We start from the raw sequence: 25692 nt of genomic DNA on the forward strand, positions 1-25692 counted from the left end.
AGTTAATTAATCTTTAATAATTTTTCTGTTATCGTTTTGGTCTGAGCGTATATATTCTTATAAATTTCAAAATACTGTTTATATTTTTTATGATTTTCTATATTAGGTTTATATGTCTCTCCTAGCGCTATAAATGTTTCAGCACATGCTTGCATTGTATTAAACCAACCTAATCCATATGCAGCTAACATGGCTGCTCCTACACCTGGGCCTTCTTCATATTTCAATGCAGTGACTTGAGTATTGAAAATATCTGCTTGCATTTGTAACCAAAAACTACTTCTAGCGCCACCACCAATCGAAATAATTTCATCAATATGCCTACCGTTTTCTCTCATATATACAATGGATTCATATAGTGAATAAGTAATGCCTTCCACTGTAGCTCGTGCAAAATCCGCTTCTTCTGTATTACTATTTATCCCAATGAAACTTCCTCTAATATATGCATCACCATGTGGTGTTCGCTCACCTTGAATGTATGGTGAAAACAACAAACCATTTGCTCCAATAGTAGATTTCTCAGCAAAATTCAAGATTTCATCAAATGAATATGCTTTAAAAAGCTTTTCTTTGAGCCAATTTAAACTATGACCTGCACTTAATGTGACACCCATTGCATACGACATATTAGGCATGGCATGTTTAAAGAAGTGAATGTTATGTCCATAATCTACTTGATTATTTGTAGTACACGATAAAATCACACCTGAAGTTCCTATACTACATAACGTTTGACCTTCATTAATAACACCTGAACCTAAAGCGCCACATGCATTATCTGCACCACCAGCAAAAACAGCAATATCTTCTTTAATGTTTAGTTCTTTTTTAACTATTTCTGTAACATTACCTACATAACTATGCGACTGTACTAACGGTGGGTATATATCACCAAGTTCCAACTTGTCCCCAATTTCTTTTTCCCAGTCATTTGTTTTTGGATTGAAAAGAAGCGTACCTGCTGCATCACTATATTCCATAGCAATATGACCTGTTAGTCGATAGCGTACATAATCTTTAGGTAACAAAAACACTTCTAATTGTTGCCAATAATTTGGTTCGTTCTGTTTCATCCATAAAAGTTTAGGTAATGTAAAACCTTCAAGTATAGGATTATTTAAAAGTGTCTTCCCAAATTTGTTTTCTAATTCCTCGCATTGTTTAGTAGTTCTAGTGTCATTCCATAGTATTGCATTTCTAATAGGTTGGTATGTTTTATCCAGTGGTACTAAACCATGCATTTGTCCAGAAAACGAAAGGGCACTAATACGTTTATTTGTCATTGTTTCTGTATTTATTAACTTTTTTATACCTTCTTTTACTGCCTCCACCCATGATTCAGGATCTTGTTCACTGTAGCCAATATATGGCTGACTCAATTTCAAAGGAATACTTGATTGTTCAATAACATGACCACTTTTATTCACAGCAATAATTTTCACTGAACTCGTACCTAGGTCTATACCAAGTACAACCTGTTCCAATTTACATCTTCCTTTCTTAATAATTTTCAATTTGTGCATTTAATGCTTCAACTTTATCGTCCCCAATGCCTGGTTGATGAACTTTAATATAATAAGTGATTACTGCACCTATGAAATAACAAATAGCAAAAGCCCATACGACGCCAACTTCGTTGAATAACGGTAATATAAGCGTGGCAATTAATGGTGCAATAAAATTACTCAATCCAGCAGCAAGATTATGTGAAGAAAGTGTAGCACCAATATGATCAGGCTCTAAAGCTGTAAAAATTGCAAAAATAGGTACAAAGGCTGATTGTGTAATACCGAATAATACTGCACATAAAATTGCAATTGCAAACACATCACCACTAAGTATTGGTAAATAATAAAATAATAATGTCGTGATGCCACAACCGATACAACCAAATAACATCACTTGACGTTTCCAACCAATTTTATCAGCAATAATACCCCAAACTACATCACCAACGATACACGTCACATGCATTGTTCCCCATGTCCATAACCAATGTTGCATTGAAAATCCAATAGTTTCCGTGAATAATACTGGAAAGATAATAACTAGCCCAAACAAAGATAATTGATTAATGATGCGTACGATAAAGACTTTAATAATTTCTGGATTCTTATAAACTACGCCGATATCTTTTAATACTTTAGTATATCTTTGTTTAACCGAAAGCGTTATATTCGGCTTTACATCCCGTTTTCCTACAACGATAAATGCAATTAAACCTCCTATAAAAATCCATATTAATGACATCCATAGTGTTCCATTAAAACCTATAAATGGAATAGTGAAACTAGGTAAATAAGTACCAATTACCCCCATTCCAACTGAGAACATTGCCCAAAACCAACCAATTGCTGTGGCTAATCTTGATTTATCAGTGATATAGGTTACCCATACTAAGAAACCATATAAAAACAAAGGATAACCTAATCCTCTAATACCATATAACACTAACATCATAGGCAAATTTTCCATTCATATTCCAAACACTAAAAAAAGCACGTGGAAAATTAACCATATTATTGTTCCTAAAGCCATTATTTTCCTAGGACCGTAAACATCAGATAAAACGGCCGCTAACCAAGAACCCACAACTACCATCACGCCATATACTGTAAACACTAAGGAAGCTTGACCACCAGAAAAACCGATATCAACAATATTTTTTGATAAAAATGCCTGTTCGATCCCATCTCCTGTCATAAAAATAAATATAGCTATAAGTGCAATAAAAATAATTTTCGGGATTCCCATCCATGTTTTTGGACTATCTTTAGAAATTGTAATGTTATTCAAAATATTTCCCCCTTATTTAAAAATATAACTAAAATAAACTTAAACGTTTAAGTTTTAGCGATTAAGTTTTAGCGATTAAGTTAACGGGATTAAAATCAAATGATTTCAAAAACCCGTCTTGTTTAAACAATTCATAATACAATATCTACTCCAATGTATATAATCATAACAACAATCAACAAGTATCAGACTTGGAATACATTTTTGTTTTTATCATAATGACTTATCTTTTATAAATGAACAAGATTCACGTATGATTAGTTTTGTATTTAGTTCAATCGAAGAGACATTTTCCCCTTGAATTAGATGATTGATCATTTCGCCTGCGACACGACCTATCTCTTTTGTAGGTTGTGAAATGACAGATAATTTTGGAGTATAAATTTCATTCCAGTAACTATCATCAAAACCAATGATAATCATATCTTGAGAAATTTTTTTGCCACTTTCTTTTATTGCTTGTAAAGCACCTAATAACAATAAATGATTAGTCGCCACAACAGCTTGAACCTGTTTGTTAATTAATGATTTAGTCGCATGATACCCACTGTCAATTTGTGCATCCGTACCCAATTGCTGATTGCTATAATAAATGAGTTGCTCATCTAACTTAATATTATTTTTTTTCAACGCTTGTTCATATCCAGATTTCCGTTCTGACGTTGTGCTTATATCAGGATTCGCTAACAGTAACCCTATATTTTTACAGGTACTATCAATAATTCTCTGAGTTGCATCAAACGCTGCTTTCTTGTTATCCACGCTTATAGAAGGTAAATATGTACCATCTACTTTCCTATCTATAGTCAAGATAGGTGTTTGGCTCCACTCTTTCTTAAATTTTAATTTAGACTTCACTGGAACTAATATAATAGCGCTTACATTTTGCGCGATAAATGTTTCTATCAACGCTTGTTGTCTTAACTCGTTTTCCTCAGACGACACAACAGCTACATGCAATTGATGTTTTTGACATTCGTTGTTTAATTCTGTCAGTATTTCAGTAAAAAAAGGATTTTGATCAGGTACAATAAAAACAATTAAATTAGACTGCCCTGTTTTTAAACTTCTTGCAAATTGATTCGGTTCATAATGCAATTTATCAATTGCATCTAATACTTTCTGCCTCGTCTTTTTACCTAATTCAGTACTTTTGTTATTCAATACATTGGAAACGGTCGCAATTGATACCCCAGCAACTTTTGCTACATCATGAAGTGTAGGTTTATTTTTTTCCATGCCACTCACCTTAAACGTTTAAGTTATTTGCTTCGACTTATTCATGTCAGCTAGATTCATTATATATATTCACCACAATAAATGCAAGCGCTATCATAAATATTGAGATTTTTTCATTTTCAAGTAAATTAAATAGAAACCTATCATTTTATTACTTCAAAAGGCATTTTATTTTCCAAAATAGTGATTTTTCTATCTATACTCATATCCAAAATACGAATTATTAATTCTTAATATCATTTTAACAAACTTTATTTGTAACCTAACTATTTTGTCTGTGTCAGTTGTACAATAACGTTAATCATTTAATTGTGAGTGTAACAAAATAAAGTAAAGGTGATCTTTGTGATAAGCTCTCTATCAATAAAAAATCATTATATGACTGAGTTGGCAAGATGCATAAATGAAATTATTATTTTAATTCCTATAAATAAATCATGTAAAATAAATTTAAATGGATCGATGATAACTATTGATCACGCTTGTATAATCAATAATGCAGACCTTTATCAATATATCGATATTGATAATTTAATAGAACTTAAGATTCCATTACCTTTATTTATAGAAAAAGATAAATCCATCGCTAATGCTTTGTTTGATATCAAACAAATTAAATATATAGAGCAATTTCGAAACTTAGTTTTGCAAAAATTACAGAATCATACTCAAAATAGAAAATGTATGCATCTTTATATATCTAATATTATTGAGTTTTTACTTAAAGAAGCAAAAGTTGATTTAGACGATCAATATCTACCTATTTTGTATACTAAACACCCTCTGGTTCAACGTTTGACTCAATACATACATAAACACATCAATGAACCTTTAACTACAAAACAAGTATCTAATGCTTTTTATATATCACAATCATATATATCTATTTTATTTTCCAAAATATTAAATATGGACTTCAAACAATATACAAGTTCTCTTAAAATTGCATTATCTTTATTTGATTTATTAGAGAAAGAACAAAGCATTTACGACGTCGCATTAAAATATAGTTTCACTAATGTTAGTACATATTCTAAAAATTTCAAATTCTATATAAAGATGCCGCCAAAATTCTATATTCATCAATTCAGAAAAAATGATTTAAATTCACTATACCAAGTTTCGTTAAGCACTCCCAACTTAAGCAAGACTATCAACAAATTATATAATTTTTCTCATAATCAACATATTTCGTCTAATCAAATCGTCTTGAATAAACTGAAGTATACTCAGAAATTTAATATGACACGTACTTTTATCACGTTTAATGATTTACATAAGTTAATCTCATTTAATCAATCTACTTTTTCAATTAATATGCTATCGCTAATTTCAAAACCAAATTTAATTTTACTTCACACTAATTTCGATGATTTAAACAAATTAGACCATCACAATGTATTTGCAGCAATCAAACAATTGCTTATCAAAGGTTTTGAAATAACTTTGAAAGTTGATAATCCATCCTTTTCACAATCAATTGATTACCAAATTATAAAACTATTGACTTCATTAACGCTGCTTAATGAACATATTTCAAATGTTAGTTTACTTATTGAAACAAATCATAAAACATTTAAAAATGACCAAAGATTAATTGATAACTTTAAACAACAGTTCCCCACTATAAAATGTGCGGTTAATGTTGGACATATCTTGGAAAACAGCGGAAACTTTTCAAGATTTCAAAAAAATATTAGTTCATTAAATGCTGATTTTTATTTCATTGATACAGATTGGTATTTACTAAAAAACATTATATCAAGAAACTGGTTCAACGCTGATAATGCTTTTGATACCCATCAGACCATTATGTTATTTTTAAACCAATTACATCCAACTATTGCCAAAAAAGTGGTTTTTAATAATCTCACACATTCCAATTTAAAACATTATTATAAAGATATGTCCATTTCGCCACATATCTTACTGATGCATTTGCTAATTGATTTTCAAACATTAATTGGTGGCTTTGCATTTCCATATTTTTCTGAAGATGATGAACAATTTATGCTGATTAATCATAATTGTAGTACCATGCCAATCGTTCACGTTTTCAGTTTATTAAAACCTTTTTTAAATTTGCAAATTGCTAAATTCCCTTATGGTTTAATTGGTAAATCTAAACATCATTTTCACATACTATTATTTAATAGTTTAAACTATTCAACACCAACATCTGACCTAATTGCAAATATTGTTCATAATTACATCACTGATTTTCCAGTTTACACACGAGTGCTTAACGAAAATCATGGTATCATTTCACATTTGATCCCAAATAACCTGGACTTAAGCGCTATTGATTCCAAAATTCTCGAACAAATCAACAAGGCTAATACTCCACTTTCTAAGTTAACGATGCATAGTTATCATAATTTACTAACTATTACAGTTACAAAATCAGAAATAAAATATATCATGTTTCCGATTAATTCTTGATTTATCAAAAATACATTAAAAACATGACAAACGAGATAGATATCAATAATATCTATCTCGTTTAATTATTTACATCTTGTATTTTTCAAATGATATTAAAAAATGATTGTAAATATTCAATTGTATCGTTGTTAATTTCATATTGCTTTTTTACTTTTCCTTTTTCTAAATGAAGCACTTCATCTGCACAAGCGAGTAACATTTCATAATCATGAGTTATAACTAATACTGTGTGTCCTTCATTTGCCAATTGGTTAATAATTGTACTCATTTCCCGCATATGGTGACCATCTAAACCGCTAGAAGGTTCATCAAAAATCAATATATCCCTTTTCGTTTCTACTGCACTAGCAATAGCTAAACGCTGCTTCTCACCTCCAGATAGTGACAAAGGATGTCTGTCTAGATGTTCAGAAATACTATAGTTTTGCAAACACCGCTTAATTGTCTCATCATTTAAAGTTGGATTACTTAACCTCAGTTCTTCTTCCACACTTTCAGCAAATAATTGATTGTTAACATCTTGAAATACCAAATAAGCTTCTGCAAGACTTTGTTGTGGTGTTACCCACTTTTCTCCAGTATTAATAGTCCCTTTAAATTTTTTTTCGACTCCAGTTAAACAGCGCGCAAATGTTGATTTACCTGAACCATTATGGCCAATAATCGCTGTCACTTTTCCCTTACTGATACTGATATCATCTATATCTAAAGTTAATTTTTGCCTTCTTTTATATCTAAAATAGTAATTTTGTAAACTTAAGTAACCCACTTTATTATTCACTTTAGTTTTTACTTGCAATTGTTCTAAATGAATAGCTCTTAATCCTAGCTTTGCTAATTGTTTATTTGATAACTTATTAAATTGTTCATTTTCATAAATTGCACTTATTTTTCCGTCATCCATTATCATAAAACGGTCAGCTATTTTAGTTAAATAGTGTAATCGATGTTCAGCAATAATAATTGTTTTACCTTCCGCTTTCCAAGTTTTGATCATTTGTTGTAACTTTAACATTGTATTAAAATCTAAATTTGACGATGGCTCGTCCAAAATAATCAATTCGTGACCATATACTTGAATAGCACTGCAAGATAGCAATTGTTTTTCACCGCCAGACAAATTAAATATATCCCTATCTAAAAGGTGTTTAAAATTAAACTGTTCAGCGGTTTCTTTGATTCGTGTCATAATCCGACTAGCTGATACACCATAATTTTCAAGTTCAAATGCAAGTTCACTTGTCGTGTTCAAACAAAAAAATTGTGATCTTGGGTTTTGGAAAACAGAGCCACTTTGTTGCGTTAACTCATAAACATCTTGCTGTTGTGTATCTTTATGATTTATTAAAATTTGGCCATCCATATCTCCCTTATAAAAGTTAGGAATAATACCATTAAGCAACCTCGTCAAGGTAGTTTTTCCACAGCCTGAAGTCCCAGTTAAACAAATAACCTCACCATCTTCAATAGTAAGGTTAATATTATTTAATATCTTGCTTTTGCTTTCTTCGTATTTAAAAGATACATCTTTAAATTGAATCATATTCTACCCTCACATTACATAATAAATGATACAAAGTAACAGTATTAATATTAATAACAACCAATCTAACCAACGAATTTTAAGTGAAATGATTGATGTTCGTCTATGCGTTAAATTCAAACCGCGTGTAATTGAAGCAATTGTTAATTCGTTACCAATTTTCACAATACTGTTTAGTAATGGGACAACACGATATTCAACATATTGTATTGGATGTATGAAGGCGATTTTCAAAGTTATACCTCTCATTTTCATAGCATCCTTTATAGCAGCCGATTCTTCTCTAATTGTTGGCAAAAACCTAAACATAACGGCAATTGGAATTGTGATTTTTCTTGACAATTTCATCCGTTCCAATCCTGTTATTAACACTTCAATTTGTGTAGTTTTAAAAATATAATAGCCCATTGCGAGTGAAGGTAAAAAACGTGTTACGATGCCTGAAGGTACAAAAATTAATAATGTAGCAACTTGGTTACCATCAATCGTTACAAATGCTTCTCCATACCACGCTATCACAGTTAAAATCAAAACGGATAACCCTATTGTGTATTTCTTAATACATAATAATAGTAATGCCGGAACAAGTATTATTATTGCTCTTAAATACACTTCAACACCTGTAACGCCACCTGTTAATGCAACTAAAGATATCATCAAGATTAACGCGATTTTTATTCTTGGGTCTAAATTTAATAAATGGGTCTGTGGGATAGTTTGACTATACATTTTAAATCATACCTGTACGTTTGAAATGTTTTTTTAAAATTAATTTTGCTATATAAACGCCAATCCATGCACCAATTATTGTAGTAATAATAATAACTGGTATCATTTCAACAGAAAATAAAGTGGCTACAGTTTTCTCATATTCAATACCGTATTTGTCTTGAATAAAAGATAAATATGAATTTCTCATAAAGTAAAATGGTATAAATGTACCAATAGGCCAAAATGAAAAGAGCATATAGCCTAAACAATTGTATTTCCAGCTTTTATAGTGTTTCATTGCCATTAAGCCATCTGCAATTAATATAACTGGTATACTAAATATCAACGCAATCCATGGATGCCCCATTATAGCTAAAATAAGACTTACAATCGTACCACATATCGTCAATGCTCCAAATTTTTGAACTTTTGATATCAGTAATAGAATAGGTATGCCACCTATTAAACCAACCATTGCAGGAAGCAATAACATGAATATAGGTATAATACCTAAAATGCCAGGAGGTGCTATAAAAATAAAATATATTGCCGTAAAGAGTCCTATATTTATTAAATCTTTAACTTCTATCTTACTATTATTCATCTAAAACTCCCTCTTTACACATAACGATAAATATTAATATTACAAATATACATAACTAAGCTATAACATCATTGTAGACTCAAAATACTATAATTGAAAACAATTATCAATTACAGCGTATTACATAGCTCCTATTATTTATATTATAAACGAAAAACTTCTCAAAAACGAACTATCCATTTCACATTTATATATATTCATTTATCCTCATTTTTCATAAAAATCAATACGTCATTTCTAAAAACAAAGATAATACATATTTATCATCATACCATTCATTTCTCAAGATTATATGTGTTATATTACATTTTTTAAGTGTTATTCAACTTTAAATTTTCAGAATATATTTACAATTTCGAATTTTCTTAGTATATTCATACGTATCACTACTTCATTCCATTTTTAAAAATTAATGAAGTAAACGAAAAATATTTAATAACACCTTTCTCTTTAAACAACGGGATATGAAGTAAAAGGTGTGTATTTAATTTGTATAACTATTAAACCGACTTATATTAAGTAATACATGGGAGGATTGAAATTTATGGAAAAAATGGAGAGAGCCGCACAATTAATCAATGAAGATAGTCAGTATTTTGCGAAACCGGGAAGGATAAAATACTATCCATTAGCTATTTCTCATGGGTATGGCGCAACACTCGTTGATATGGATGGCAATACATATATCGATTTACTTGCGAGTGCTAGTTCACAAAATGTAGGACATGCACCTCAACCAGTGTCAGATGCTATTAAATCACAAGTAGATAAATTCATACACTATACGCCTGCTTATATGTATCATGAACCTTTAGTTAAACTTGCTAAGAAACTCTGTGAAATTGCACCAGGGGATTATGAAAAGCGTGTACTTTTCGGACTTTCTGGTTCAGATGCAAACGATGGCATCGTTAAACTTGCAAGAGCGTATACAGGAAGACCTTATATCATCAGTTTCGTCAATGCTTATCACGGCTCTACATATGGATCATTATCGATGTCTGCCATAAGTTTAAACATGAGAAAAAAATACGGCCCAATGTTACCAGGATTCTATCATATTCCATTCCCTGATAGCTACAGAGGTATGTTTGGTAGTCCAAACGCTAACACTATTGATGAATACCTTGCGCCGCTTAAAGAAATGTTTGAAAAATACGTACCTGCCGAAGAAGTAGCTTGTATCATGATTGAAACGATACAAGGTGATGGTGGATTATTAGAACCAGTCGATGGTTACTTTAAAGCTTTACAAGATTTATGCAAGGAACACGGCATATTGTTAGCAGTAGATGACATCCAACAAGGGCTTGGTCGTACCGGTGAATGGAGTTCAGTTTCACATTATCATATTGAACCAGATTTGATTACATTTGGAAAATCGTTAGCCGGCGGTCTGCCTATGTCTGCAATTGTAGGTCGTGCTGAAATAATGGATACATTAGAAGCGCCAGCACATTTATTTACAACTGGAGCTAATCCAGTGAGCTGTGAAGCGGCATTGGCTACAATTGGTATGATAGAGGACGAAAATTTACTTCAAGCGAGTACAGATAAAGGTGAGTATGTACGTCAACGTATGGATTCATGGATCGAACGATTTAAAGCTGTTGGAGATGTTAGAGGTAAAGGGTTATCTATTGGTATAGATATTGTTTCTGATAAAGAAAATAAGACACGTGATGCGGAAGCCGCATTAAAAATTTGCAATCGCTGTTTTGATAATGGTGTTGTGATTATTGCAGTAGCTGGAAATGTACTCCGTTTTCAACCTCCGTTAGTCATAACGTATAACCAACTTGATACAGCATTAAATGTCTTAGAATCTGCGCTTGAAGATTTAGCATCTGGAAAATTAGACAATTACGACATTGCTGGTCAAGGTTGGTAAAATTGGAGGGATCAATGATGCAACAACAAATAAAACTCACAAATGTTATAAAACTTAGCGGTGCTTACATCGCTTATCTCATAGGTTCTGGTTTTGCAACTGGACAAGAAGTTATGCAATTTTTTGCATCCTTTGGTATATATGGTATATTCGGAGCTTTAGTTAGCGCATTATTATTCTGTTTACTTGGCTCCACTTTAATGATGAAGGGATTTGATCTTCAATTAAAACAGCCAGGCAGAATATTTAAATACTATTGTGGCAATATATTAGGTACACTAATTGAATATTTTACACTTATTTTTATTTTTAGCATTGTTGTCATCATGATTGCTGGTACAGGAGCTGTTGTAGCAGAACAATTCCATCTCCCAAATCTAGTGGGTGTGCTAGGTATGGGCATTGTCGCAATGATTACAGTTATTTTAGGATTACAAAAGTTAGTTGATATTATTGGTACTGTTGGACCGATCATTGTGATATTAACAATTGGTATTTGCTTAATTGTTTTCTTCTCAAATATCGGTAGTTTATCTAATATGCTCTATTTACCAGAAAGCGCTAAAAATTTACAACCAACAACACATTGGTGGCAATCTGGCGGATTGTTTTTCTGTTACAACATCTTAGCAGGCAGTATCTTCTTTTCACAACTTGGTCAACAATCAAATAGTAGAAAAGAAGCTGGTATTACTGGAATTGTTGGAGGCTCTGTGTTGATGTTAACAGTAATTGTAATGATTATTGCTTTATTAGTACATTCTGATCATGTATTTGAATTAGAAGTCCCTGTACTTTATTTAGGTACTACAATTGCACCGTTTATAGCATTTATATTTTCAGTATGTATTTTATTAGGGATTTATTCTACAACTGCACCAATGTATTGGTTAGTTAAAAATGAATTTATGAAGATTTTCCCATCAAAACTTAGCGTTCCTGTAACAGTTGTGTTAGGTATTGTTTTTATTATTTGTGGTACATTACCTTTTGGAGAATTAGTATCCATTATATATCCATTTGTAGGTTATATAGGAGCAATTGTTGTAGTGATCATTTTTGTGCGTACGTTATATAATAATTTCGTCAATAAACGTAGTACATAAATGACAGCCGTTAAAATTCAAAAAAAGGTCCAAGACATCAATTTATGTCTTGGACCTTTTTTATTGGGTTTATTGAAAATAGACTATCTATTACCCACATCATGACCGATTTCTACTGTTTTATCATTTTTATTATAAAGCGCAGCTTGTACACTTCCAAAGTTAGGATCATTACGTTTTTCTTCAATTTCAAAACCTAAACTTTTGAAAATGTCTATATCTTGCTGATCTGTAGCATTTTCGTAAAAGATTTTTCCTCCATCGTTATAAAAACGTGGTTTATCAATAGATTCTTGTAGTGTACCATCGCTACGTAAGTAATCAATAATAACCTCATTGAGCGTAGTCGGAATTTTGTTACCACCTGGTGTTCCTATACCCATGTAATAATCTGGTCCAACTACGATGCTCGGTGAAGTAAATGAGCGTGGTTGCTTATGTTTGGCACCATAGTTTGGACTAGATGGATTAGAAGAGAAGTTACTTAATGAATTATTCATATAGAATCCTTCTTTTACATACTCCCCTGAACCAAAGAAGCTTGCTAACGTATTCGTTGTACTTGTCAACTGTCCATCTTTATCAACAACCACAAAGTGTGTTGTGCTCGTATTATCAATGTTATTTGTATTGAAATTACTTTCAAAATTAATTTCATTTAATCTACCTAACAGGTAATCTTGGGAAAGATATTCATCATAGTCTTCATCTTGCCCATTTACAATATCCCTATTTCGGTACATCAAATCTCTAGATTTTAAAATACCAGTGATATAATCCAAACGATCACCTTGAGCTGCTTGATTATTAGTAGCTTCATCAATTTCTAAACCTTGTAGCATCAGTGATCCTCCTAAAGGATTAGATGCAGCATAAACTTTATTATTTAAATAGTCTGTACTTACTGGCTCTTTTTTCTCTGTTTTATAACTTTGGAAATCTTTTTCTGTCAGTTTGTCATCCGTTTGCTTAGTGATACTTTTACCAACTTTATCATAGAAATAATTAGGCCCGTTATCTCTGATACCTTTTAATGTTTTAGCTAAAGCTGGTTGCTTAATGACATCACCTTCTCTTTTGGTTTGTTCTCCTTCAAAGAAAGGTGAATCTCTATCTACATCTGAACCATATAGTTTCAAACTTCTTTCTAATTCTGAATCAACTTCAAAGCCTTCTTCAGCTAAAGGAATAACATAGTTCATGATTTTCTTTCTATCCATTTTCCCTGCTTCTTTATGAGCATCTTCAAGACCTCGAACGAAACCTGGAACACCAATTTTATCTTTTTGCTTGTAATTAAAAGAAGAAATATCTTTATACTGCCATTGTTTTGGTGCAACATTTTCTTGACCATCGTAAGCCAGCATCGCACCTCCGCCACCTAGGCCAGAAGAGTGTGGTTCAGTTACAGCAAGAGCATATGACACTCCGATTGACGCGTCAACTGCGTTACCACCATCTTTCAATATTTTTTCTCCAACACGTGTAGCAATCGGATTATTTGAAGCTACACCGTAATTTTTATCCGATATGTCTTGTTGATGATCCGCAATTTTATTTTCATATAAATCATCTTTATCATAATTATCCTTTTTTGTAATCATATAAAATGCAAAGGATATGATAATAGTAAGGAGTAATATTACGATGAGCGTTTTTTTATTATAAATACTCATAGCTAAGCTCCTTTAGATAAATATTGATGGTGTAAAGATTTAAGTTCATTTTGTTCATAACGGTCTAAACCTTCGTTCGCTCTAGCGAATACAATTAGTAAGAATATTATCAACACAACTGCAATGATTGTAATACTTACCCAATGATCTTTAATGTTCATACGTATAACCTCCATTCTCTTTTTTAAGATTTATATTGTCACCTTTAATGTTATTTAATAATTTTGTTTCTTCAATTTTGTTAGGTGTAGATTTAGTCAATTTACCGCCCACTGATTTGATCGGCGTAATCATGAATTTAGAATTTTTACCGTTCCAATTCTGTTGGACAGCTAAACCTTGTTTATTCTTTGATAAAAAACCTTCTGAAGTTACATTACCTAAACTATAAAAAATGCTGGCATCTTTATAATTTTCAATTTCCTGAACAACTGTGTTATGTCCGACGATAACATCAGCACCTGCATCTACTAAAGAGTGTGCATATTTTTTTTGCCTTGTTGTTACTGACCTTTCATCGGTTATACCCCAGTCGACATTAACGACTACATAATCATTTTTTTCTTTCAATTTTTTTATTAACGGAACATAAATATTAGGTTCCAAGCTGATGGATGTAGTGTTTTTTAAAGGATCGGTGTAATCAGACTCAACGTCTGTAAAGGAAACATTAGCTACTTTTTTACCTTTTACCGTTTGTTGTACTGTTTTACTGTTGATAGGATTAGAACCATTACCAGTTAAAAAATTATATCCATTTTGAGCCTCAACAGCTTTACTAAAATCTCTTGCTGTAATGTTATCAGTAACTTGATTTATAATATTTAAACTTTTAATATTTAAACTTTTTAAAAACATTACATTTTCTAAATTTTTATTAATATTTGTTTTTCTATCATCTGAAAACTTGGTTAAATTCAAGCTTGCTGTAGAATAATCACTATCTTTCAACATGTTTTCGACAGCACTAAAAGTATCATTAATATTGTTTTTTCTTGTATGTTTGTTTAATTCCACATTACCTAGATATGTTAGCTTAATTTCATCTTTTCCTTTATTCATAGCTTTAACAGGCTCAAAATCCTGATGCTTCAACACAAATACTAACAAAATCAACGCTATAATTAATATCAAGCCGGTATATATGGAATTCCTTCTTTTATGGCGTTTTGTCCATTTCAAAACACGCTCATCGATAGAGAATCGTTTAGATTGCTTCATATATCTGCTCCTTACTAATTAATAAAGCTATAAAAGAATAAAACAATGTATGTAATACATGTTAATAACATACATGTAGATAAAGTAATTACAACACCTTGTTTTTGTATAGTATTTGCAATGATACCTGGTATTACGACGCCAATACCAGACATTTCTACCATCTCAAACGGGGTTAAGGGATAAATTAAGTCAAATACAAATTTTAATACCATTCCGGTTAATATCATTGCAGCAAATTTCCTGCGCCCGTAGAGAATGACAAAGCGACTAATACCATGGTTCACAATAAAATATGTAATGCAACTAATGATTAATACAGATAGTAGCATGATTGGTTGATCAAAAATGAGTGCTAGATATCCTGGTACAACTAATCCAGCAGGACTAATACCGAATTTCTCGGCAAAAATGAGGCTTAAAACGATCCCCACGAATAATGAAAAATATAACTCTGAACCTATCATATTAATGTATCCCTTCTATATATTGTGCGATTTCTTTTCCTGGTCCATGAATATTACCAACACAGAAAATCAAAGCATTGTGTGATTCTGCATAAAGCGCACGTTCAACTTCATTTATATTTTTACCTTCAAAATTCAAATATTTTTTATCGGGTAATTCTCTCATTACTTCCGTAACCATTTGAGTACTTTTTCCAGTACAAATTAATGTATCGAACGGTACATCTTTTATGAAATTCTCTGCAAATTGTCGAGTTCTATCTACCCTATCTGAACGACAATTTAAGATAATCACAATTCTTTGATATGGGTAATTATATGACTCTACTTTATTTAAAATGGCTTTAGTAGACTGTGGCTCATTTGCTGCAAAAGCATTCACATACACGTTAGTTGTATTATTTGCATTAAAGTATTTGACTTCCACAGCACCTACATCAGGTGGCGCATTTAACATCCCCCTTAAAGCAGTATCTCTGTCGATGCCTAATGCTTCAGCTACACCCATTGCAATTGCTACATTATCTGGAAAGACAATATATCCAAATTCTCGTAAATATGATTCTGGTACCTCTTCTTTATCAACAACAATTAATTTTGTTTTACGCCGTTTGGCTACTTTAGCAAAAAATTTAGTATAATCATCCTTCATTACGACGAGGTGCCCTTTGTATGGAATAGTTGCTGTAAATGCTTGAGCAACCTCATCTAACGTTGGCCCTAACACATCCATATGATCTTCCATTACATTAACAATGACGCCAATATTCGCTTTCACTAAATCTTTTTGGAATGTAATTTGATAGTCTGGATTAACTGCCATACACTCATTAACTAATGCATTAGCTCTTTGCTTCACAACTTTTCTGACGATATCACGTTGTTCACCTATATTTGCACCTTGAGGTTTTCTATATACAGGATATTCTCTCGGTGTGAACCAATACATCATGCGTGCATCTGTACCAGTTGTTTTACCAATCACGCGGTATTTATCTTCCCGCAAAATACTGTAAATCAAGCGTGTAATCGTTGATTTACCTCTAATACCATTTATATTAATACGTATAGGAATCTTTTCTAATCTGTCAGAATGTCTTCGTTTTTCGACGATTCCTAACCATAGAATTACACCTATACAAATTATGATTAGTAGCAAACTCTGTCCCTCTTTTCATCTGCGTATTTATTAATTGCGTGCAAAGATCATTAATCTAGTGAAAATATCTAGCACAACAAATGGCCTTTGTGTATAAACAAATCTTTATACCTTTCAATACTGACATGCTACCACGTAGTTGTTGATTTTATATAAAGTCTATAAATTAACTGTTAATTGAATGTAAATACACATTTACATTCAATGTAAAATTATATTAAAGGTTAAATGAAATACTTTCATATCAACGTTATTCATTTTTCTTCAATAAAAAAATTTAAGTAAAAAATTTTTTTAAAAATTTTTCATCAATTAATAATAAAGGTTGAAAACATGAAATATAATATTTACTTGAAATTTACACATTATTAAAATTCGAATGTTATCTTAAGGATGAAAGGAATTAAAGATACTCTAGGAGGATGGACATGAGCAAACCTGTAAAGCTAACTGTTTCGCTTTATCTCATTATTGTTGCACTTATAACTTGTGGTTATTTAATCATGATTTTAGTAGGTAGCTTCCAAGGTAATGATATGCGTGGTGCAGTACTTGATACAGATAATACAAGACATATTGAAAATGTAGATGAGACCAAAAATACTTCAAAACCTTCTGAACCATCTACACAAGAAAACCGCTCTATCCCTAAACATTTGCAATCTAAACACATGACTCAACCAACAATCAATCAATATAACACGATAAAAACATGGTCTTTAGATAATGATGCATCTAAAAACCATGTTTAACTTTTTGTAAACTATTTTTGACAATTTGTTCAAAATCTCATTATTATGCACTTTTACAAAGGGGTATAATTTCAAAGCGTCTGAATTTTCAGATATAATAAAGATATTAGCTTTCTTATTATATCTGAAATGAGGTTTTTACTATGAGTAAATTTACTGATCAAGAAAAAATTCAAATATTAGAAGACTTGATTAGCATTAAATCAGTTAATGACAATGAAATCGAAGTTTGTGAATATCTGCAAAAGTTATTAGCAGAACATGACATAAAATCCGACATCATTAAAATTAACGACAGTCGTGCAAATTTAGTTGCTGAAATCGGTAAAGATGGCCCAGTATTAGGTATCTCCGGTCATATGGATGTTGTCTCTGCGGGCGATGAAAGTAAATGGACGTATGATCCATTCAAACTTACTGAAGTCGATGGTAAACTATACGGCCGTGGCTCAGCTGATATGAAATCAGGTTTAGCAGCATTAGTAATCAGTATGATAGATATTCATGACCAAAACTTATTGCAACATGGGAAAATTCGTTTACTAGCAACTGCTGGTGAAGAAATCGTAGGTGAAGGCGCAAAAGCTTTTCAAGATAAAGGATATATGGATGATGTTGATGCACTAGTGATTGCTGAGCCTTCTCAAGATCGAATTATTTATGCACATAAAGGATCAATGGATATTCGTGTCACTTCCCGTGGTAAGGCATCACACAGTTCTATGCCTCAACTAGGTTTCAATGCAATTTCACCATTAGTAAAATTTGTTTATAAAGCTGATGAAGGCTTTGAAAAATTCACTAAAAGTAATGATTTATTAGGCAATGCAATTATGAATGCCACAATTTTCAACGGTGGTAATCAGGTGAATTCCATTCCTGAACATGCTGAATCTGAATTTAATATTCGTACGATTCCTGAGCATGATAACGAACAGTTCATTTCATATTTCAATGAAATCTTAAAACAAGTCGAAACTGAACAAACGGATATTGATATTGACACATACATGTCTAGACCACCTGTTTATACTACAGGACAAAACCAATTAGCTGAACTTGCTGTTGAAATGGGAGAAAAATATTTAAATACAACATTACCAACTGAAGCTTCACCTGGTGTTACCGACGCGTCTGATTTACTAGTAGACAAAGATGAAAACTTTTCATTTATCATGTATGGCCCTGGGGCTGTAAGTCAAGCACACCAAGTAGATGAGCACGTAGAAAAGGATATATATCTGACATTTGTTGATTTATTTACAGATTTCTTCTCAACTTACCTAAATAATTCAAACTAAGTATGATTATAAATCAATCATAAATACAATTTTGATAAAATAGTATAAAATCAAAAGACTCTGGGACATAAAGTTCTGAGACAAGTAAAAACAGACAATTTCTATTGAAAAAGTATAGAATTTGTCTTTTTCATTATTGTTTTGATCATAGTTATCTCCTTAATCTACTACTTTCTTATATCAAGTGCTATTAAGTCAAAACCAAGTTCACTTTTGACGTGTTTGTTTTTCTAACCTATACTACATTTTTCGAATTCAATAATGTACGCATTGGGGAGAGACGCTTGAGGAAATAGAACAAGTTGAAGACTGTAGGTTGAATCCGTCCCCAAAGAAAGCGAACCAACAATAAAAAATATTGAATAAAAAAAGAAGCATTCAGATGAATTGAATTCAATCATCTGAATGCTATTTTTCTGAGATTTATGTTTTATACTCTTTATCGCGTTAGAACGTGATTATATCAGTCTATAATTTTTTTCAACTTATTGATAAATTTTTTTCTTTCAGGAATTGGAAAGATAGGATGAATATGAAATAACTGGTATCCTGGGATAAAGTTATGATCAATACCTTGAGCATTTAACGCTTGTGATAATTTAACCGCATCAGGATAAAGCGTTTCTTTTGTGCCAATTGAAATAGTCATTTTTCCTAATCCATTGAATGCTCCGTAAATTGGTGAAACTCTCCAATCCGTTAATGACAGTTCACCAGCCCATAAACTAATTAAATATTTACTGCCCTCAATCCCTAACATTGGATCAACTTTTTCATAATTGTAAACTTCAGGATGACTAAATGTACCATCCAGTACTGGTGAAATCATCACAATATCACTTGGTTGTGACATATTCACTGTTTTCAAATACTGTGCAAAAGATAATGCAATTTGGCCTCCAGCCGAATCTCCCATGATAACAACACGTTCTGAACTCACTTTTTGTTCTAATTCACGTCTATAAATCACTTCTAGTAATTCGAAAGTTTCTTTATATGTGGCATGCGGAATTTTAGGATATATTGGCATTATTACTTTTGCATCAATAGCTGTTGCCAACATATCTATATATTCAAAGTGATATGGCAGTGGATCTTGGAACCACGCTCCACCGTGAATGTATATCACTACTTTTTGTTGACGATCTTCTTTATCATTCACAATATAATTGGTTACATTGTGAATTTTTTTAGTATAAACAGCATTGTCAAAGTGATAATTCGTACCTTCATACTCGCCTTGTGTTTGTGCTTTAACAAATTCAAGTGCTTTTTGTGCGTTTACTTTCTTTTCAAATGGTTGTTTCATCTTTGTTGCTCTAATCATTATTTCATACAAAAAGCTTTTATAACTACGTTTTTCTATAAGCTTAGCGTACAAATATGAAGCTATCACACTAACACTTGCAATGCTTACTATTCTTTTTAGCATTTCATATTACCTCCAGTGAACAATTAATTCGTGATTATAGAGTTAGTCTCAACAATAAGATAAACTCTATATTGTGCTTCATCCATAAGTTTATTAAAGCACTTAAACATCACACACAAGCTTGCCATGCTCAAATAAGTTGTATAATTAGTGCATTTCACACATCAAAAAATAGCAAGTAATCCTTTTAAGAACAAGCTATAAAACGCCTTTTGGATACAATTTTCCAAAACTAGAGCGAAGTTGAATTATAGTTAACTCATTTTATTAATATGTATTGTACATTTCATTACGAAATGATGTAATGTTAATTTGTATTAGGTTAGCTCTCGAGTATATCTGAATCTATTGAAAATGATTGGTTTATCATCATTGACATATATAATTCATCATAAAAATTTTGATCCATATAAATAGATTCATGTTTGATACCTTCAATTTTGAATCCTAATTTCTCATAAAATTTAACTGCTGGAGTATTAGTTGTAATGACAGTTAATTCTAGTCTTCTTAACCCCTTACGCTCAGCCCATTTTATTGTTTCTTGAAACATCTTTGTTGCTAACCCTTGATGATGTTTTTCGTTTATCACTCCGGTTACAATATAACCGATATGCTTGATTTTTGCTAATCTACTAATATGTACAGATAAATATCCTAGAATGTCATTTTCATCAGTTTTAACACCAATATAGAAGTTGTGTTTAATATCATCAACGAATCTATCTTTATTAAAACTTCTTTCATCAGGTAAATAGAGCATGTATTGTGTCTCTTGATCAATCTTTTTCATGCAAGTATACAGCGCTTCAGCTTCATTCGGACATATTCTTTCTATGCGCATAAATACTCCTCCCCAATTCAATAGATTAATCTTATCATACATTATTTTTATTATATATGATACTTGTGTTTTAATTTACCTCATTTTTATTTTAGACAATTTACTTTTAATTATAAATTTTTAAAAATTGAAACATCCTATTATTAGTATTACTTTTATGTTAATAAACTAACAACAGGATGTCTAAGTACTTATAATTCAACACTATTTCATATTCATTTATGATTTTAAACTTTCATACATCATGGATAATTGGTGTTCTATTTGTTGCATATCAATAAATCTACCTTGGCGATGCATTTCTTTACCGTTGAGAAAGATCAAATCAACCGGCACTGTAAAGATAGATAATTCACCAGCTATTTCTTCTATATTACTTTGATTAATCACACCTAATGGTATGCCTGGGAATTCACGCAACATGTCCTCAATTTGCGGCAACACCGCATGGCAAACACTGCAATTATCTCTCATTACATGAATGACTACGAGCGGTTGTTTGTTAATAAATGAATGATATTCATCCATGGAAGTTAATGTTTGAGTCATATAGAACACCCTCCTTAATTATAAAGTGTTTAATATTATGCACCATATATAGCATGCTTCGCAATTTATATGCTTTCGACTACCAAATGTGCACGTAATCATCATATCTAAATATATTTACAAATCATTATTGAAATTTGGCAGTAATCGTTGAATACGCGTTCTCGTTTCTTCAGTATAACCTTGTAGCCCACCTGTATGAATAAACAAAATTGTTTGTTGATCATCATATTTTCCTTCTTGAATTTCTTTAACCATACCTCTAAAAGCTTTTCCTGTATAGGTTGGATCTAAAACAATACCTTCTTGTTGTGCAATATCAATATAAAATGCTAATTCTTCATCAGTTGCTTGTGCATAACCTAATCCAATATAACTATCATTAATGGTAATTGTATCGAATGTATCTATGCTTTCATCTAACTGTTTAATGATTGTTTGCACTTTATTTTTAAAGGCTGCTGCACTTTCATTAACTGCATATCCAATTATCTTTGTAGGTAGGTTGTGACTGTGTTTACCAAACCATAAACCTGCATATGTGCCACCTGACCCTACAGCTACATTAATAGAGTCAAAATGACAACCTAATTCAGCCTCTTGTTCTATAATCTCTTCAAAAGCATTGATATAACCATGCGTACCTATCCAATCTGATGCGCCAGTTGGTATCATAAAAGGTGTTTTGTTTTTATTTTCTAGTGTATGGCTCAATTGTGCCATCGCTATTTCTCGAGACTGATCGTCGTCAATCACATGTACATGAGCACCAAGCATAGCATCTAAGAATAAATTACCTTCAAAAGATTTCATTGTACCTTTTAACACGAGATGACATTCAATTTGATATTTTGCACATAGTGCTGCTGTTGCTCTAGCATGATTAGATGTGATTGCACCTGTCGTAATAATCGTATCATAGCCATGATCAATTACATATTGTATCGTATACTCTAACTTTCTTACTTTATTCCCTGATATTTCAGTGCCAGTATAATCATCTCTTTTAATATAAATTTCTTTGCCCAAACGTTTACTTAAGTGTTCTAACTTATGAATAGGCGTGGGTAAGTTGGCGACATCTAACTTTTTATTTAACATTATTTTCAACCTCCTGCGTCAATATTTCTTACACTTCTGGAATAAATACGCTTGCCTCGCTATCCCTAGGATAATAATAACCATTTGGTATCGTTTGCAACTCAATTAAACTCCCCCAAGGAGTTTTAACATATACCGTTCGATTACCATCTGTATCTTCATATTTTGTATTACTATGCGGTTCAGAAATAGGTTGTCCCCCAGCTTGCTTGATTTTATTAAACGATGCTTCAAAGTCATCCACGTAAAATGAAATATGTGTATAACCTATGTCTTGTAAATTTACAGCGCTTTTTTGATTTGCATATACAAATTCAAACATCTCTATATTAGGTCCATCATTGAACACCATCATTCTCTTTTTAACGATTTCAGCGCCATTCTCCAATCCCAATACATGTTCAACAAATTGACCACCTCTAGGTTCATCCATTTTAGTTTGACTATCATAAGCAATACGACCATCTAAAGCTTCCTTAAAAAAAGCAGTTGCTATTTCAATATCAGGTACAGTTAAACCAATATGATTAATACCTCTAGTCATCAAGTTGTAATCCCCCTTATATATCATTTTTCGTCTGCTTTATATCATAGCTAATATCAGTCAATACACTAAGTTAACTAACAATTGTCTGTGACTTGGACACACCAAACACCGTTAAGCATGTTCTATACAGACAATCAATCTAACATTTAATTACTTTCAGCCAAGTCAAAATGATTTTTCAATAAAATATATCGATTCATATCCTGATATTTTTCACCATCAAACATGTCTTGAATATCAGTTGCGACAAAATGAAAACCTGCATTTTCTGCAACTTTGTTACTAGCAATATTTCTTACGTCTGCAATAATCGTGAGTTTATTCAATTCTAAAATTTCAAATGCATAATGACATATAAACACCACACTTTCCGTCGCAATTCGCTTCCCTGTATATCCTTTCGCCAGCCAATAACCTATTTCTGCTTTTTTATTTTTTAAATCGATTTTATGTAAATCTATTGTGCCAATCAATTTATCTTCATAATAGATTAGAAATAATTGACCTTTACTTTCAGCTTGATGTTGTATCATCATTTTCAAATATGATTTTTCTGCATCTACAGTGAGATCTTCGGTAATAAAATCTAAAAATCTCGATAAATGTGTAAAATTTTCTTGAATGGTTTCAAATAATGACTCAGCCATTCTAAGGTCTGGTGGTCTTAATGAAACATTTGGCAGTATTTCTATAAACGGTCTATATTGCATTGTCTCACCTTCTATAATTATGTCTTATACCATATCTTATTTGTAATTTCTGAATATTTCAACACTTTAATGATTAAATAAAAAATAGGAGCATCTCAGATATCTAATTAATCCTTTAATATCCGAGACTACTCCTAATAACATGAATTTCAAGCTAGTATAATGACTTAGCAAATCACTACTTAATAACCTATTATCAAGGCAATAGACATGCCAATACAACATATGATTACCCATACTAAAATTAATTTCCAAGCAAATTTAAGCCACTGAGTATAAGATATTTTTCCAACAGCTAAAGCACCCATTAAAATTGCAGAAGTTGGAAATAAGACATTACTGATTGTATCTCCATATTGAAACGCAAGTACAGTAACTTGTCTATTGATATGTAATAAGTCCGAGATTGGTACCATTAATGGCATGGTAGTTAATGCTTGGCCAGAACCTGATGGTATAAAGAAATTCAAAAAGAATTGTAAGACAAACATCGCGATGATTACTGCCGAAGAAGGTACATCTGTAAGCAAGGTTGTCATGCCATGTACGATGGTATCTATGACTTGGCCATTTTCTAAAATGACAATAATACCTTTAGCAAAGCCAACAATCATTGCCCCAAACAAAATATCTTTCATACCTTCTATCATTGCTTCAAATGTACCGTTGATGCCCAATCCTCCTATGACACCTGCAAGTAAACCTGCCAATAAGAAGTTCGCACTCATCTCGTTAAAGGACCATCCATAATTAAAAATACCAAACACATTTAATACGATTGCTGCAACAATGAGTAATAAACCAACTTTTTGTCGTTTCGTAAAACGTGGCGTATCCATCGTTTCCGTAGATTGTCCTTCAACTTGTTCCAGTTCGTAAACAATACTTTTAGACATATCTTGTTTCACTTTACGTGCATATATCATCACTGTTGTAATAGCTGCCAGCAAGATAAAGATGTAAATAATTGAACGCAAGCCCCAACCTGAAAATAATGGTAACTCCGCTACAGATTGTGCAACACCTACAGTAAATGGATTTAACATACCACCAATAAAGCCGCTTGCTGCTCCAAGTATAACCATTGCCGCTCCAGTCAACGCATCATATCCTAATGTTCTCGCTATAATAATTCCAATGGGAACAAAGATAATCGTCTCTTCTGCTAATCCTATTGAAAAACCTAGTATAGAAAATATCGTCATAGTCAAAGGAATCATCAATACTTTATAAGATCCTAAAGTGCTCATTGCTTTATTCACACCATTTTCAAATGCACCTGTTTTATGGACAATACCGAATGCGCCACCCACTAAGAAAATGTAAAATACAATTTCACCACCGCTTAGTAATCCTTCTGGTATTGCTCGAAATATATCAAAAAATGAAACGCCATGTTGTGATACTTCTTGATATGAACCAGATATAACCAATGTTTGTCCATCTTTTTTTTCGCGTGCATATTCCCCAGCTGGTATTAAATATGTCAGTAAACTTGCCACTACAATGATAAATAATAACAATGCATATGTATGTGGTGTTTTAAATGTTATCTTTTTAAAAATTGATTTGAACATTTTAAATATCCCCCATTA

At 31.8% G+C, this 25692-nt stretch carries 22 protein-coding genes and 1 pseudogene; 5 read left to right on the top strand and 18 right to left on the bottom strand.

What is annotated here, in order from left to right:
• Positions 1–2: 2 nt before the first annotated feature.
• The 3 genes and pseudogenes from xylB to CD032_RS08210 all read right to left on the bottom strand — a co-directional run bounded on the left by xylB (position 3) and on the right by CD032_RS08210 (position 4038).
• On the bottom strand, positions 3–1487 hold the full coding sequence (gene xylB / locus CD032_RS08200; RefSeq protein WP_019470042.1) for a xylulokinase: 1485 nt from the start codon (positions 1485–1487) through the stop codon (positions 3–5).
• A gap of 16 nt (positions 1488–1503) precedes the next feature.
• Positions 1504–2757: pseudogene (locus tag CD032_RS08205) on the bottom strand (MFS transporter).
• A 255-nt stretch (positions 2758–3012) separates the two neighbouring features.
• Positions 3013–4038, bottom strand: coding sequence for a LacI family DNA-binding transcriptional regulator (locus tag CD032_RS08210; protein WP_019470039.1), 1026 nt, complete (start codon positions 4036–4038; stop codon positions 3013–3015).
• A 462-nt stretch (positions 4039–4500) separates the two neighbouring features.
• On the opposite strand from CD032_RS08210, the gene CD032_RS08215 reads away from it, so the two are divergent.
• Entirely contained in the window at positions 4501–6480 is a 1980-nt protein-coding gene (locus tag CD032_RS08215) for a helix-turn-helix transcriptional regulator (RefSeq protein ID WP_126116934.1), read from the top strand.
• Between the two features lie 85 nt (positions 6481–6565).
• On the opposite strand, the gene CD032_RS08220 is transcribed toward CD032_RS08215, so the two are convergent.
• The 3 genes from CD032_RS08220 to CD032_RS08230 are packed head-to-tail and all read right to left on the bottom strand — an operon-like array spanning position 6566 to position 9341.
• Positions 6566–8026: an ABC transporter ATP-binding protein gene (locus tag CD032_RS08220; RefSeq protein ID WP_019470037.1), complete on the bottom strand. Its 1461-nt coding sequence runs from the start codon at positions 8024–8026 to the stop codon at positions 6566–6568.
• 9 nt (positions 8027–8035) lie between these two features.
• Positions 8036–8755 carry an energy-coupling factor transporter transmembrane component T gene (locus CD032_RS08225; RefSeq protein WP_040029765.1) on the bottom strand — a complete coding sequence of 240 codons (720 nt, stop codon included), beginning with the start codon at positions 8753–8755 and terminating at the stop codon, positions 8036–8038.
• Position 8756: 1 nt separating this feature from the next.
• On the bottom strand, positions 8757–9341 hold the full coding sequence (locus tag CD032_RS08230; RefSeq protein WP_019470035.1) for an MptD family putative ECF transporter S component: 585 nt from the start codon (positions 9339–9341) through the stop codon (positions 8757–8759).
• 553 nt (positions 9342–9894) lie between these two features.
• On the opposite strand from CD032_RS08230, the gene CD032_RS08235 reads away from it, so the two are divergent.
• A complete protein-coding gene (locus tag CD032_RS08235; RefSeq protein WP_026034833.1) occupies positions 9895–11232 on the top strand; it encodes an aspartate aminotransferase family protein in 1338 nt (445 codons plus the stop codon).
• Positions 11233–11246: 14 nt separating this feature from the next.
• Positions 11247–12338, top strand: a complete 1092-nt coding sequence (locus CD032_RS08240) for a YkvI family membrane protein (RefSeq protein WP_230620673.1) — start codon at positions 11247–11249, stop codon at positions 12336–12338.
• A gap of 83 nt (positions 12339–12421) precedes the next feature.
• Here CD032_RS08240 and CD032_RS08245 read toward each other — a convergent pair whose 3' ends face one another.
• From CD032_RS08245 to pgsB, 5 genes are read right to left on the bottom strand one after another with little or no spacing between them, the layout of a single operon-like run.
• Positions 12422–14014 (bottom strand): gamma-glutamyltransferase, encoded by a 1593-nt coding sequence (locus CD032_RS08245; protein WP_019470032.1) that lies wholly within the window; start codon positions 14012–14014, stop codon positions 12422–12424.
• Between the two features lie 2 nt (positions 14015–14016).
• The gene (locus CD032_RS13120; protein ID WP_172459295.1) at positions 14017–14175 is read right to left on the bottom strand and encodes a hypothetical protein; all 159 of its coding nucleotides are present in this window, start codon (positions 14173–14175) and stop codon (positions 14017–14019) included.
• Positions 14165–15235, bottom strand: a complete 1071-nt coding sequence (locus CD032_RS08250) for a CapA family protein (protein WP_040029764.1) — start codon at positions 15233–15235, stop codon at positions 14165–14167. The genes CD032_RS13120 and CD032_RS08250 overlap by 11 nt, the downstream gene beginning before the upstream one ends.
• Positions 15236–15249: 14 nt before the next feature.
• A complete protein-coding gene (pgsC, locus tag CD032_RS08255) occupies positions 15250–15702 on the bottom strand; it encodes a poly-gamma-glutamate biosynthesis protein PgsC (RefSeq protein ID WP_019470029.1) in 453 nt (150 codons plus the stop codon).
• 1 nt (position 15703) lies between these two features.
• Positions 15704–16861 carry a poly-gamma-glutamate synthase PgsB gene (gene pgsB / locus CD032_RS08260; protein WP_019470028.1) on the bottom strand — a complete coding sequence of 386 codons (1158 nt, stop codon included), beginning with the start codon at positions 16859–16861 and terminating at the stop codon, positions 15704–15706.
• Positions 16862–17289: 428 nt separating this feature from the next.
• On the opposite strand from pgsB, the gene CD032_RS08265 reads away from it, so the two are divergent.
• Positions 17290–17613, top strand: coding sequence for a hypothetical protein (locus CD032_RS08265; protein WP_019470027.1), 324 nt, complete (start codon positions 17290–17292; stop codon positions 17611–17613).
• Positions 17614–17756: 143 nt separating this feature from the next.
• On the top strand, positions 17757–18914 hold the full coding sequence (locus CD032_RS08270; RefSeq protein WP_019470026.1) for an ArgE/DapE family deacylase: 1158 nt from the start codon (positions 17757–17759) through the stop codon (positions 18912–18914).
• Between the two features lie 463 nt (positions 18915–19377).
• Here the strand turns inward: CD032_RS08270 and CD032_RS08275 are convergent, their stop codons facing one another.
• The 7 genes from CD032_RS08275 to CD032_RS08305 all read right to left on the bottom strand — a co-directional run bounded on the left by CD032_RS08275 (position 19378) and on the right by CD032_RS08305 (position 25674).
• Positions 19378–20346 (bottom strand): alpha/beta hydrolase fold domain-containing protein, encoded by a 969-nt coding sequence (locus CD032_RS08275; RefSeq protein ID WP_019470025.1) that lies wholly within the window; start codon positions 20344–20346, stop codon positions 19378–19380.
• Positions 20347–20668: 322 nt separating this feature from the next.
• Positions 20669–21190, bottom strand: coding sequence for a GNAT family N-acetyltransferase (locus CD032_RS08280; protein ID WP_019470024.1), 522 nt, complete (start codon positions 21188–21190; stop codon positions 20669–20671).
• A 219-nt stretch (positions 21191–21409) separates the two neighbouring features.
• On the bottom strand, positions 21410–21739 hold the full coding sequence (locus CD032_RS08285; RefSeq protein ID WP_019470023.1) for a thioredoxin family protein: 330 nt from the start codon (positions 21737–21739) through the stop codon (positions 21410–21412).
• 117 nt (positions 21740–21856) lie between these two features.
• Positions 21857–22840: a D-cysteine desulfhydrase family protein gene (locus tag CD032_RS08290; RefSeq protein WP_040029759.1), complete on the bottom strand. Its 984-nt coding sequence runs from the start codon at positions 22838–22840 to the stop codon at positions 21857–21859.
• Between the two features lie 28 nt (positions 22841–22868).
• Complete coding sequence (locus tag CD032_RS08295; RefSeq protein ID WP_019470021.1) at positions 22869–23384, bottom strand: VOC family protein; 516 nt, start codon at positions 23382–23384, stop codon at positions 22869–22871.
• A gap of 149 nt (positions 23385–23533) precedes the next feature.
• Positions 23534–24097, bottom strand: coding sequence for a GNAT family N-acetyltransferase (locus CD032_RS08300; RefSeq protein WP_019470020.1), 564 nt, complete (start codon positions 24095–24097; stop codon positions 23534–23536).
• Between the two features lie 182 nt (positions 24098–24279).
• On the bottom strand, positions 24280–25674 hold the full coding sequence (locus tag CD032_RS08305; RefSeq protein WP_071562137.1) for a YfcC family protein: 1395 nt from the start codon (positions 25672–25674) through the stop codon (positions 24280–24282).
• Positions 25675–25692: the final 18 nt, after the last annotated feature.

Origin of the sequence: Staphylococcus cohnii subsp. cohnii (genome assembly GCF_002902365.1) — a bacterium.
GTDB lineage: Bacteria > Bacillota > Bacilli > Staphylococcales > Staphylococcaceae > Staphylococcus > Staphylococcus cohnii.